Origin of the sequence: Sphaerisporangium rubeum, from assembly GCF_014207705.1 — a bacterium.
GTDB classification, from domain to species: domain Bacteria; phylum Actinomycetota; class Actinomycetes; order Streptosporangiales; family Streptosporangiaceae; genus Sphaerisporangium; species Sphaerisporangium rubeum.
This window is the reverse complement of record NZ_JACHIU010000001.1, coordinates 2,913,924-2,926,467: the sequence shown is the minus strand read 5'-3', so window position 1 is coordinate 2,926,467 and position 12,544 is coordinate 2,913,924. Positions and strand designations below refer to the sequence as shown.

At 71.7% G+C, this 12,544-nt stretch carries 8 protein-coding genes; 5 read left to right on the top strand and 3 right to left on the bottom strand.

Features of this window, described 5'->3' with window-relative positions; translation table 11 throughout:
- Positions 1-7: 7 nt before the first annotated feature.
- Entirely contained in the window at positions 8-520 is a 513-nt protein-coding gene (locus BJ992_RS12460) for a MaoC/PaaZ C-terminal domain-containing protein (protein ID WP_184980579.1), read from the bottom strand.
- A gap of 154 nt (positions 521-674) precedes the next feature.
- On the opposite strand from BJ992_RS12460, the gene BJ992_RS12455 reads away from it, so the two are divergent.
- Positions 675-1,841, top strand: a complete 1,167-nt coding sequence (locus tag BJ992_RS12455) for a MalY/PatB family protein (protein ID WP_246496615.1) — start codon at positions 675-677, stop codon at positions 1,839-1,841.
- Between the two features lie 14 nt (positions 1,842-1,855).
- On the opposite strand, the gene BJ992_RS12450 is transcribed toward BJ992_RS12455, so the two are convergent.
- Together BJ992_RS12450 and BJ992_RS12445 are read right to left on the bottom strand one after the other, a co-directional pair.
- Positions 1,856-2,794, bottom strand: a complete 939-nt coding sequence (locus tag BJ992_RS12450; RefSeq protein WP_343072625.1) for a diacylglycerol/lipid kinase family protein — start codon at positions 2,792-2,794, stop codon at positions 1,856-1,858.
- Positions 2,795-2,912: 118 nt separating this feature from the next.
- The gene (locus tag BJ992_RS12445; RefSeq protein ID WP_184980577.1) at positions 2,913-5,690 is read right to left on the bottom strand and encodes an immune inhibitor A domain-containing protein; all 2,778 of its coding nucleotides are present in this window, start codon (positions 5,688-5,690) and stop codon (positions 2,913-2,915) included.
- A 165-nt stretch (positions 5,691-5,855) separates the two neighbouring features.
- On the opposite strand from BJ992_RS12445, the gene BJ992_RS12440 reads away from it, so the two are divergent.
- The 4 genes from BJ992_RS12440 to BJ992_RS12425 all read left to right on the top strand — a co-directional run bounded on the left by BJ992_RS12440 (position 5,856) and on the right by BJ992_RS12425 (position 12,511).
- Complete coding sequence (locus BJ992_RS12440; protein WP_184980575.1) at positions 5,856-7,214, top strand: FAD-linked oxidase C-terminal domain-containing protein; 1,359 nt, start codon at positions 5,856-5,858, stop codon at positions 7,212-7,214.
- Between the two features lie 92 nt (positions 7,215-7,306).
- Positions 7,307-8,845, top strand: coding sequence for a protein kinase domain-containing protein (locus BJ992_RS12435; RefSeq protein WP_184980573.1), 1,539 nt, complete (start codon positions 7,307-7,309; stop codon positions 8,843-8,845).
- Positions 8,846-8,935: 90 nt separating this feature from the next.
- Positions 8,936-10,468, top strand: a complete 1,533-nt coding sequence (locus BJ992_RS12430; RefSeq protein WP_184987949.1) for an acyl-CoA carboxylase subunit beta — start codon at positions 8,936-8,938, stop codon at positions 10,466-10,468.
- 90 nt (positions 10,469-10,558) lie between these two features.
- Positions 10,559-12,511 carry an acetyl/propionyl/methylcrotonyl-CoA carboxylase subunit alpha gene (locus BJ992_RS12425; protein ID WP_184980571.1) on the top strand — a complete coding sequence of 651 codons (1,953 nt, stop codon included), beginning with the start codon at positions 10,559-10,561 and terminating at the stop codon, positions 12,509-12,511.
- Positions 12,512-12,544: the final 33 nt, after the last annotated feature.

Here is a 12,544-nt window from a genome sequence, read left to right as displayed (position 1 = left end):
CGGCCGTCTACAGCGGCCCGGTGCGGGCCTCGGGGAAATGGTCCCGGTCCTGCGCCGAGTCCTTCTTGTACACCAGGACCGACCGCCGCCACGAGAGCACCTCGTCGCCGTCCTGGTTGAGGCCGCGGGTGCGGCAGGTCACGATGCCGGCGTACGGCCGGGACCGCGACTCGCGTTTCTCGAGGACCTTGGACTCGGCGTACAGGGTGTCGCCGGCGAACACCGGGTGGGTGAGCCTGATCTCGTCCCAGCCGAGGTTCAGCTCGGCGTTCTGGCTGATGTCGATCACCGACATGCCGAGCACGATCGCCACGGTCAGGCCGGAGTTCACGATGACCTTGCCGGCGGGGGCCCGCGCGGCGTAGTGCGCGTTGAAGTGGTTCTGGTTGGTGTTCATGGTCAGCAACGTGAACCACGTGTTGTCGGCCTCGGAGATCGTGCGGCCGAACGGGTGCCGGTACACGTCGCCGATCACGAAGTCCTCGTAGTAGCGGCCGATCCTCGCCTCGTGCACGGTCACGATCCCACCCGCCTCTCCCGTCCCGGCCATTCCAGCACGCGGGGTGGCGGCCGGGCCAGCAGGGTGTCCACCCTCCGGACGGAACAAAACGCCTGATGTGCTAGTCATGGCCATAGAACACCCTGCGACGACGGCCCCTGACGTGCGGAGGAGCATGATGAGCGGCATCGGCCACGCCAACCCCCTGACCGCGTACGACCTGGCTGAGCTGCGGCGACGGCGCAGCGTCAAGTGGCGCGAGCATCCCGGGGACGTGCTGCCGGTGTGGGTCGCCGAGATGGACACACCGCTCGCGCCGCCGATCGCCGAGGCCCTCACCGCCGCGGTCGCGCGCGGCGACACCGGGTACGCCGAACCCGGCGCGCTGCCTGAGGCGTTCGCGGGGTTCGCGGCACGGCGGTTCGGCTGGCGGCCCGACCCGGCGTCGGTCCGCCTGGTGCCGGACGTCATGACCGGCATCGTGGAGGTGCTGCGGCACGTCACGGGGCCCGGCGGCCAGGTGGTGGTCAACACGCCGGCCTACCCGCCGTACTTCAGCTGGATCCCCAAGATCGGCCGCAGGCTCGTCCCCAGCCCGCTCGCGCTCACCGCGCAGGGATACCGGCTGGACCTGTCGGACCTGGAGCGGCGGTTCGCCGGCGGCGCGGAGGCGTTCCTGCTGTGCAGCCCGCACAACCCGACCGGCCTGGTGTTCACCGACGAGGAGCTGCTGGCCGTCGCGGAGCTGGCCGGACGGCACGGCGTGCGGGTGATCTCCGACGAGATCCACGGCCCGCTGGTCTACCCCGGCACCCGTTTCGTGCCGTTCGCCACGGTGGACGGCACGGCCGCCGAGCGGTCGATCACGGTGACGTCGGCGTCCAAGGCGTGGAACCTCGCGGGCCTGAAGGCCGCGGTCACCGTGTACGGGCCGGGGGCCGGCGCGGAGCTCGCGATGGTGGACGACGAGATCAGCGAGTTCAGCGGCCTGTTCGGTGTGATCGCCTCGGAGGCGGCGTTCAGCGAGGGCGAGCCGTGGCTGGACGACCTGCTGGCCGGGCTGGACGCCAACCGGCGCCTGCTCGGCGACCTGCTGGCCGAGCACCTGCCGGAGGTGGGGTACCAGCCGCCGCAGGCGACCTACCTGGCGTGGCTGGACCTGCGCGCGCTCGGCCTCGGCGACGACCCCGCCGAGTGGTTCCTGCGCCGCGGCGGCGTGGCGCTGTACGCCGGGCCGATGTTCGGCCCCGGCGGCGCGGGCCACGCGCGGTTCAACTTCGCCACGGCGCCGGAGGTGCTGACCGAGGCGGTACGGCGCATGGCGGCGGCGCTGCGCGTCTGACGGCGCCGGCCCGGTCAGGTGTCGACGAAGTCCGGCGGGACCATCACCCGCATGCCGTTCGGCACGGTGCGGATCGTCAGCGGGGTGCGCAGGCGCACCTCGCCGTCCACGTCGGCGGGGAGCGGCGGGTCGGTCTCGATCAGCAGCTCGGCGCCGGTGACGAACGGGCCGCCGGCGAGGCTCGTCCAGCGGCCGGTGGCGGCGCGCGCCATGGTCTCGGCGAGCAGCCGCAGCCGCCGTCCCGAGCCGAGCGCGTAGGCCACCAGGCGGCGGTTGTCGATGCTGATGTCCTTGGCGATCTGCCAGCCGCCGTGGTAGCGGCCGTTGGCGATGTTGAGCTGGTGGGTGAGCAGCTCGTGCCTGCGGCCGTCGACCGTGACGTACGCGCGGAACGGCCGGTGCCGCGGCAGGACGGTCAGCGCGGTCAGAGGGTAGGCGGCGCGGCCGAGCAGCCGCTTCAGCCACGGCTTGACGGTGCCGGCGACCTGGACCGAGACCCCGAAGCTCGCGAGGTTGGCGAACGGCGTGTCCCCCGCCATGCCGAGGTCGATGTCGGCGACCTTGCCGTGGCTGAGGACCTTGACCGCACGGGCCAGGTCGAGCGGCAGGCCGAGGCTGCGCGCGAAGTTGTTGGTGGTGCCGAGCGGCAGCACGCCAAGCGCCACGTCGCGGTGCGCGATGTGCTTGACGGCCCCGCTGAGGGTGCCGTCGCCGCCGCCGACCACCAGCAGGTCGGGTTCGAGGCCGAGCGCCTCGTCGAGGATCTCCGGCAGCCGCGCCGGGTCGGTCACCGCGTAGGTGCGCATCGGCCGGAATCCCTCGTCGGCCAGCCGCCGCAGCGCCTCGAAGTACAGGCGCCGTCCCCGCCGTGACCTGGTGTTGACCACCAGGACCAGCCGGCGCAGGTCGCGGATCGCCTTGGTGTGCTCCGCTTTGCTCCGCAACTCGCTCACCGATCACCTGTTCCCCGTAGACGCGTCCCGGCACATGCTATTTGAGCCGGGAAAGCGGACGGGGCGGGTACGGCGTGCGCCGTACCCGCCCCGCGGGTTCCTCAGGAGGACCTGAGGGTCACTTCTTGGACGCGGTCACCTGGAGGATGACCCCGAGGTTGCCCGGCAGCGGTGAGATCAGCTTGATCTTCACGCCGAGCTGCTTGCCCTCGTCGCCGGGGTTGCCGGAGCCGAGGGTGAACCCGTTGACGGTCTCGCCGTACAGGTCCGTCGCCGGAGTGCCGTCGGGGTTGACGATCCGCGCCGAGTACAGCTGGTTCCCCTTGGACGGCACGACCGTCGAGCCGTCGCGGAACCGGTAGTACAGGCCGTCGTCACGGATCTCCAGACCCGGGTACCAGCCCTTGGCGTCGGTGAACTCCTTGATCGGGCTCTGCGGGCCGAAGTTCGTGCAGACCGGGACGAACGGCGCGGACTCCAGGCACTCCTTGAAGGAGTACGTCTTGTTGAAGCCGAACGCCGCGTTGGAGGACTGCGGCCGGGACGGGATGTTCTTCAGCACGCCGGGGTCCGCCGCGGCCGCGGCGCCGGTGCGGCGCAGCGGGTCGAAGTGGGAGTCCACCAGCAGGAGCTGACCCTTGGCGCCGAGCGACGGCGGAGCCCACAGGTTCGCCGAGGCGTTGTTGGCGGTGTAGGACGTGTCGCGCAGCCACACCAGCAGACCAGGCGCGTTGTACGGCGTCTTCTCGACGTTCCAGGCGCCGTCACGCAGCCAGGTCGTGTCGTAGGCGTACTGCAGGCCCTTGTCGAAGCCGTCGAGGTTGCGCCACTCGGCCAGGTAGTACTGCGCGCTCTCGCTCGAACCGCTGTACCGCTTCCAGCCCGTACCGGTGGTGTCGGTGAAGGTGGTCACGGTGGGGGTCCAGCCGTTGTCGCCGGACTCGACGTCGTCGCTCCAGACCGTGGTGGAACCGTTGGTCACGGAGAAGTCGTCGAGGAACCAGCCACGCTCGGCCGCCGCCGCGTCGGTGGCGTACCGGGTGCGCAGCGTGATGTTCTGGCCGGCGAACGGCGCGAGGTCGACGTAGTAGTTCTGCCAGCCGCCGGAGTCACCGGTGAGGCCGTACTTCTTGTTGCCGTAGTCGACCAGGCGGTGGTTGGGGTCGGCGTAGCCGTCGTCGGTGGAGACGAGCGTGCCGTCCGCGCCGTAGACCTTCTGTTCTTTCCACGTCGCGCCGCCGTCGGTGGAGACCTCGACGAACCCGAAGTCCCAGTCGGCCTCGATCGTGTAGTCGGTCCAGAACCGGAACTTCACGTCCGTGCCGGACGGCACCGCGATCGACCGGGTGAGCCGCACGTCGGCCCAGTCCTGGTCGTTGCCGGAGTACCAGACGTTGGACCCGCTGTGCGGCGTGGTGAGCACCACCGTCTTCGGCGGCAGGTTGACCCGCACGCCGTCCTCGGTGAGCTTCGGCGTGCGCGAGCTCTGGCCGACGGTCAGCAGCTTGGTCCCGGACCCGGGCTCGACGACCTTCGGGTTGGCCCAGCCGAGCACCCACTTGTCCCACAGACCCATGTGGGTCGGCAGGGACTGGAAGATGGGGCCGGAGTGCGAACCGGTCGACATCAGGTCCCAGAACTCGACGTCGCTGTCGCCGCCGTTGCTGGAGTCGTACAGGTCCGGCAGGCCGAGGTCGTGGCCGTACTCGTGCGCGAAGACGCCGACGCCGGAGTCCTCGGGCTGCACGATGTAGTTCGAGATCTTGACGCTGGTGCCGGGGACGGTGTAGCCGCCGGGGATGGCGCTGGAGTGGGCCCAGATGGCGTACGTGCCCTCGTTGCCGCCGCCACCCGACTTGTCCTCACCGGCGTGCACGAGCACCAGGTGGTCGACCACGCCGTCGGGCTCGTTGAAGTTCCCGTCGCCGTCCGCGTCGGAGGTGTCCTCCTTGTCGTAGTCGGCCCACGGGAAGTTCGGGTTCTGCGCCGCGAGGACGTTCACCGCGTCGATGCCGAGCTGGGACGCGCCACGCGGGTTGTCCGGGTGGCCGGACATGTCCTGCGGTGCCGCGTTGCAGGCGCCGGCGCCGTACCACGCCTCGGAGTGGGGGACCTTCAGCCAGCCGATGGCCTCACCGGTGACGGTGTAGGCGCCCTTGGACATCTCCTCGTACATGTTCTTCAGGGTGTTGCCGGAGATGTCGATGCCCGGCTTGCCGTCCCGGGGGTCCTTCAGGTCCGTGCGGACCCGCTTGGTGATCCCCTTGGAGGAGTAGAGCATCGAGTTGTAGTGCGCGTTGTTGAAGTCCGGCACCCACATCGAGTTGTTGTCCTTGCCGCCGCCTGCTGCCGTGGCGGGGTTCGGAATCGTGTTGTGCAGCGGCCCGTTGAGCAGCGTGCCGGCCGGCTCGGTGACACAGTCGGTCGTGTCGTCGGTGCTGCGCGGACGGCTGAAGCCGGAGAAGTCGTCGTTGGCCTTGTCGTTGAACTCGACCAGCAGGGTCAGCAGCTTGGCTTCCTGCGTGACCTTCGCCTTCTTGTACAGCCATTCGAAGGGGTTCTTGCCGGTGCGTACCGCCTGGCGCTCGTGCTTGTTGAGCACTCGCGCGGCGACGGGGTTACCGAGGTTGTGCTTCTTGTCGAATTCCTCGGCCGTGGGCACGTGGCCCTTCCGCCCCGCCTTGGTGTCGACCTTCTCGTCGGCCTTGGTGGCGGACTCGGCCTGCACCCGCGGAGGGGCGTAGTTGATGTAGTAGTCGCTCGCCTTCGGCTGGTACCGGGCTGCGGTGCCGTCCCCCGCCGTGGCCGGGGAAGCCGAGCCCGTGACCACGAGCGTCGCAGCCGCCAGTCCGAGGACCGGCAGCGTCGCGGCGAGACGCCTGACTCTGCGTGACAACAGGGATCCTCCTCATACAACCGCCAGAATCGGCAAAGCGGACGTTAGAGGAAAAAGTAAAGCGAAAGTAAAGTAAACTCGGGATGTTGCTGAATCGTCATCTGCGGGAGTCGACACCGGACCCCGAGTGGGAGAAATCGGCGAGCGGCACATACGCTCACATGCGTGAACCACCTGGCTGACCTCGTCGCGGCCCTGCCCGCGGGCCGTGTGCTGACCGATCCCGACGTCGCCGGTGCCTACGCTCGCGACCAAACATTCCTTCCACCAGGCACGCCGCTGTGCGCCGTCGTCGCCGAGAGCCGCGACGACGTGGTGACCACGCTGCGTTGGGCCACCGAGCACCGCGTGCCGGTGGTGCCGCGCGGCGCCGGCACCGGTCTCGCCGGCGGCGCCACCGCCGTGGAGGGCTGCGTGATGCTCTCCATGATCCGCATGACGGCCGTGCGCGAGCTGTCCCCGGCCGACGAGATCGCCGTCGTGGAACCCGGCGTGATCACCGCCGACCTGGACCGCGCCGCGCGCGCGCACGGGCTGATGTACGCGCCGGACCCGTCGTCGTACGAGATCTCCACCATCGGCGGCAACCTCGCCACCAACGCCGGCGGGCTGCGCTGCGTCAAGTACGGCGTGACCCGCGACTCGGTGCTCGGCCTCGAGGTCGTGCTGCCGGACGGCCGGGTGCTCGCCACCGGCCGGCGCACCATGAAAGGCGTCACCGGGTACGACCTCACCGGCCTGTTCGTCGGGTCCGAGGGCACGCTCGGTGTGATCACCGCGGCCACGCTGCGGCTGCGCCGCGCGCCGGAGACGCCGCCTGCGACGTTCGCCGCCGAGTTTCCCTCGCTGCGCGCCGCCGGGGACGCCGTGGCGGCCATCATCGCCGCCGGGTGCCGTCCCTCGCTGCTGGAGCTCATGGACCGCAACACCCTCAAGGCCATCGACGACTGGAAGAACATCGGCCTCGAACCCGGGGTGCGGGCCATGCTGATCGGCCAGTCCGACGACGGCGTCCCCGGCGCGGCCGAGCGCATGGCCGCGCTGTGCGAGGAGAACGGCGCGACGTTCGTGGCCGCCACCTCCAGCCCCGATGAGGCCGAGGAGCTGATCGGGGTGCGGCGGCTGGCGTACCAGGCCAAGGAACGGCTCGGCACGTGCCTGGTCGAGGACGTGTGCGTGCCGCGGTCCGCGCTGCCGGTGATGATCTCCGAGATCGAGGCGGCGGCGGAGCGGCACGGCGCGCTGATCAGCACGGTGGCGCACGCCGGCGACGGCAACCTGCATCCGGTGTTCATCTTCGAGCGCGGCCTGGCCGAGCCGCCGCCGCACGTGTGGGCCGCCGCCGACGACGTGTTCCGCGCGGCGCTGCGCCTCGGCGGCACGCTGACCGGGGAGCACGGCGTGGGGGTGCTCAAGCGCCGCTGGCTGGACCTGGAGCGCGGAGAGGTCTCCGGCGACGTGCAACGGGGGATCAAGAACGTCTTCGATCCCCTCGGCATCATGAACCCCGGGAAGGCCATCTGAGCCTCTCAAGTCACCGGCGGCTGACGGCGTCCCGCTGATAGCGTGCCGAGAACCGGCAAACACCACCAAGTCATGATTCACGGGGGTTCTGAGTGACGCAGGCGCTCACCGGCGGCGATCCGCACCGCCTGGGGGCGTTCGAGCTGCTCGGACGCCTCGGGGAAGGCGGCCAGGGGGTCGTCTACCTCGGCCGGGGGCCGTCCGGGGAGCCGGTCGCGGTCAAGCTGCTGCACGCGCGGCTGTCGGACGACGGCGACGCCAGGGCCAGGTTCCTGCGCGAGGTCGAGGTCGCGCGGCGGGTCGCGCGGTTCTGCACCGCGCCGGTGCTGCACGCCGACGTCGAAGGCGACCGGCCGTACATCGTGAGCGAGTACGTGCCGGGACCGTCGCTGCGGCTGCTGGTGGACCGCGAAGGGCCGCGGCGTGGCGCCGCGCTCGACCGGGTGGCGGTCAGCACGGCGACCGCGCTCGCCGCGATCCACAGCGCCGGCGTCCTGCACCGCGACTTCAAACCGGCCAACGTGCTCATGGGCCCCGAAGGGCCCGTCGTCATCGACTTCGGTGTGGCCCGCGCGCTGGACACCCCCGGCGCCACGCTCACCGCCGACACGATCGGCACGCCGTCGTACCTGGCGCCTGAGCAGCTCGGCGGCGGGCCGCTCACCTCGGCGGTGGACGTGTTCGCGTGGGGTGTCACGATGGTCTACGCGGCCGGGGGACGGCCCGCGTTCGGCAACGACTCCATCCCCGCGGTGATCAACCGCATCCTGCACGAGCCGCCTGACCTCGGCCCCCTGGACGGGCCGCTGCGCGACCTGGTGGCCGCGTGCCTCGCCAAGGACCCGGCGCGCAGGCCGACGGCCGAGCAGGTGCTGTCCCACCTGATGGGCCGGCCGTTCGTCCCGCCACCGCCGCCGCGTGCGCCGCGCCGCCTGCGGCCGGTGCTCGTGCCGGTGGCGGCCGGCCTCGTCGCCGCCGTGCTCGCGGCCGGCGCCACCCTGGCCCTGCGCGCCGGCGCCGATCCCCCGCAGGCGCAGCCGCCGGTCGTCGCCGGTGTGGAAGGCAGCGAGGAACCCACCGCCGAGCCGGCCGGGTCGCCGACGGCCACGCCGACGCGGCGCACCCGCACGCCGTCCCCGCGGCCCAGCCGTCCGGCGGCGGCCCGCACGTCCCGCACCCCTTCGCCGTCGCCGTCGCGGACCCGCACACCGACCCCTGCGCCGTCCCCCACCCCCAGCGCGACCCCTTCGGCCACCCCCACCCCGAAGCCGACGCCGACGCCGAAACCCAGCCCGTCGCCGAAGCCCAACCCGTACACCGCGGCGCAGGTCTGCGGGTCCGGGTACAAGCGGATCGACGCGCACGCGCTCGGCGCGAACGCCACGGTCGTGCTCATGTACAACGCGACCGCCGGCAAGAACTGCGTGGTGACCATGGCCAAGTACGTCGCGCCGCAGAAGGTCCGGATGTCGGCCGTGCTCAAGGTGCAAGGCGGCGCGTCGCAGTCCGACGGCGGCATGTTCACCGCGTACGCCGGGCCGGTGCGGCTCACCGCCGGGAAGGCCTGCGTCATCTGGGGTGGCAGCCACGCGGGTACCTCCTGGCAGAGCGGCTGGTCCCACTGCGGGTAGCCTGCGACGCGAGGACGATCTCAGGAGCGCAGCGTGATCCACAGCCGTCTCGACCCCGCCGACCCCGCCGTCCGGGCCAGGCGGGAGGCCATGCTCGCCAAGCTCGCGGACCTCGGCGCGGAACAGGCCAAGGCCGTCGCCGGAGGTGGCGCCAAATACGTCGACCGGCACCGCGCGCGGGGGAAGCTGACCGCGAGGGAACGCGTCGAGCTGCTCGTCGATCCCGACTCGCCGTTCCTTGAGCTGTCGCCGCTGGCCGCGTGGGGCACCGATTTTCCGGTCGGTGCGAGCGTCGTCACCGGGATCGGGGTCGTCGAAGGCGTCGAATGCGTGATCGTCGCCAACGACCCGACCGTGCGCGGCGGGTCGTCCAACCCGTGGACGCTGCGCAAGTCGCTGCGGGCCTCCGACATCGCGCTGGAGAACCGCCTGCCGCTGATCAACCTCGTGGAGTCCGGCGGCGCGGACCTGCCGACCCAGAAGGAGATCTTCATCCCCGGCGGCCAGGTGTTCCGCGACCTCACACGGCTGTCGGCGGCCGGCGTGCCGACGGTGGCGCTGGTGTTCGGCAACTCCACCGCCGGCGGCGCGTACGTGCCGGGGCTGAGCGACCACGTGGTCATGGTCAAGGAGAGAGCCAAGGTGTTCCTCGGCGGGCCGCCGCTGGTCAAGATGGCCACCGGGGAGGACGCCGACGACGAGTCCCTCGGCGGCGCCGAGATGCACGCACGGGTGTCCGGGCTCGCCGACCATCTGGCCCTCGACGAGCACGACGCGCTGCGCATCGGCCGGCGGATCGTGCGGCGGCTCAACCGGCCCGCCGCTCCTTCCCGGGTGGGTGCGCCGCCGCTGTACGACGAGGACGAACTGCTCGGGGTGGTGCCGGAGGACCTGAAGGTGCCGTTCGACCCGCGTGAGGTGATCGCGCGGGTCGTGGACGGCAGCGAGTTCGACGAGTTCAAGGCCCTGTACGGGGCCGGGCTGGTCACCGGGTGGGCCGAGCTGCACGGCCACCCGGTCGGGATCCTCGCCAACGCGCGAGGAGTGCTGTTCAGCGAGGAGTCGCAGAAGGCGGCGCAGTTCATCCAGCTCGCCGACCGCACCGGAACGCCACTGGTGTTCCTGCAGAACACCACCGGCTACATGGTCGGCAAGCGGTACGAGCAAGGCGGCATCATCAAGCACGGCGCGATGATGATCAACGCGGTGGCCAACTCGGCCGTGCCGCACCTCACCGTCGTCATGGGTGCGTCCTACGGCGCCGGCAACTACGGCATGTGCGGCCGCGCCTACGCGCCACGCTTCCTGTTCTCCTGGCCGAGCGCCAAGTCCGCCGTCATGGGCCCCGCGCAGCTCGCCGGCGTGCTGTCCATCGTCGGCCGCGCCGCCGCGCAGGCCCGCGGCCAGGTGTACGACGAGGAGGCCGACGCCGCGATGCGCCAGATGGTGGAGGCCCAGATCGAAGCCGAGTCCCTGGCGTTCTTCCTGTCCGGCCGCCTGTACGACGACGGCGTGATCGACCCCCGGGACACCCGCACCGTCCTCGGCCTGTGCCTGTCCGCCATCTGCTCCTCCCCTCCCCCACCTCCCGCCTCCGCCGGTTTCGGCGTCTTCCGGATGTGACCGCAGCATGAGCACAGAACTCCACCCGGAGGAGATCTCCGTCCGGATCGTCCGTCCCCGCCGGTCCCCGCGACTGGATGTGACCTCGACATGATCACACGGCTGCTTGTGGCCAACCGCGCAGAGATCGCGCGACGGATCTTCCGTACCTGCCGTGCGCTCGGGATCGGGACGGTCGCGGTGTTCTCCGACGCCGACACCGGCTCACCGCACGCCGCCGAGGCCGACCAGGCGGTGCGGCTGCCTGGGGCCCGGCCCGCCGACACCTATCTGTCCGTGCCGTCGATCATCGAGGCGGCGCGTGCCGCCGGCGCCGACGCCGTCCATCCCGGTTACGGGTTCCTGTCGGAGAACGCCGAGTTCGCGCGTGCCGTGCTCGACGCCGGGCTGACCTGGGTCGGGCCGGCGCCTGAGGCGATCGCGGCGATGGGCTCCAAGATCGAGGCCAAGGAGCTGATGGGCCGCGCCGGGGTGCCGCTCCTGCCGTCCCTGGACCCCGAGGACGAAGGGCTGACGTTCCCCGTGCTGGTCAAGGCATCCGCCGGCGGCGGGGGCCGTGGCATGCGGACCGTGCGCGACGCCGCCGAGCTGGCCGAGGCGGTGGCGGCGGCGCGACGCGAGGCCGCGGCGGCGTTCGGCGACGGCGCCGTGTTCGTGGAACCCCTGCTGGAGGACGCGCGGCACATCGAGGTGCAGGTGCTCGCCGACACGCACGGCACCGTGTGGACGCTCGGCGAACGTGACTGCTCGATCCAGCGCCGCCACCAGAAGGTCGTGGAGGAGACCCCCGCGCCGGGTCTCGCGGCCGGCACCCGCGCGCTGCTCCTGGAGTCCGCCGCCAGGGCCGCCACCGCCATCGGGTACGTCGGCGCCGGGACCGTCGAGTTCCTCGTCAAGCCGGGGCCGTCCGGCGACACCGTGGCGTTCCTGGAGATGAACACGCGTCTCCAGGTCGAGCACCCCGTCACCGAGTGCGTGTACGGCCTCGACCTGGTCCGTCTCCAGCTGGAGATCGCCGAAGGCGCACGCCTCCCCGCCGATCCCCCGGCCCCGTCCGGCCACGCCATCGAGGTCCGCCTGTACGCCGAGGACCCCGCCGACGGCTGGCGTCCCGGCAGCGGCCCGGTGCACCTGTTCGACGTCCCCGGCGTGGACACGCGTTTCACCGTCCCGGACGGCCCCGGCCCCCACCTGCGGCTCGACTCCGGTGTGGAGACCGGCTCGCACATCGGCGTCCACTACGACCCGATGCTCGCCAAACTCATCGCCACCGGCCCCACCCGCTCCGGCGCGGCCCGCCGCCTCGCCACCGCGCTCGCCACGTCCCGCCTCCACGGCCCCGCCACCAACCGCGACCTGCTGGTCGGCATCCTGCGCCACCCCTCCTTCCTGGCAGGGGACGTGCACACCGGCTTCCTGACCCGCCACGACCTCCACGTCCCCGGCGACGGCGGCGCCGATCTGGCGGCACTCGCCGGAGCCCTGGCGCTCGCCGCCGGCCGCCGGGCCACCGCCAAGGCGCTCGGCGGCCTGCCGAGCGGATGGCGCAACGTCGTGTCGCAGCCCCAGCGGACCGCGTTCGAGGGCCCGGCCGGACGCGTCGAGGTGGCGTACCTGCTGACGAGAGACGGCCTGGTCGCCGACGGCCACGAAGACGTCCGCCTGGTGTCGGCCACCGCCACCGAGGTGGTGCTGGAGACCGGTGGCGTCGTGCGCCGCTTCGCCGTGGCCGCGTACGAGGACACGCTCTTCGTCGACTCCCCCCTCGGCTCGATCCGCCTCACCGCACTCCCCCGCCTGCCGGCCCCCGAGGACACCGCCACCCCCGGCTCCCTCCTGGCCCCCATGCCAGGCACCGTCCTGCGCGTCGAGGTCACCCCCGGCACGGCCGTCACCGCCGGCCAGCCGATCCTCACCCTGGAAGCCATGAAGATGGAACACCAGATCAAGGCCCCCACCACAGGCGTCGTCACCACCGTCGGCACGGCCCCCGGCCACCAGGTCGAAGCAGGCGCCGTGCTCGCCGTCATCGAGGAAGCCTGATGCTCACCCGTCGCCGCAGATCCCCGCTCGTCC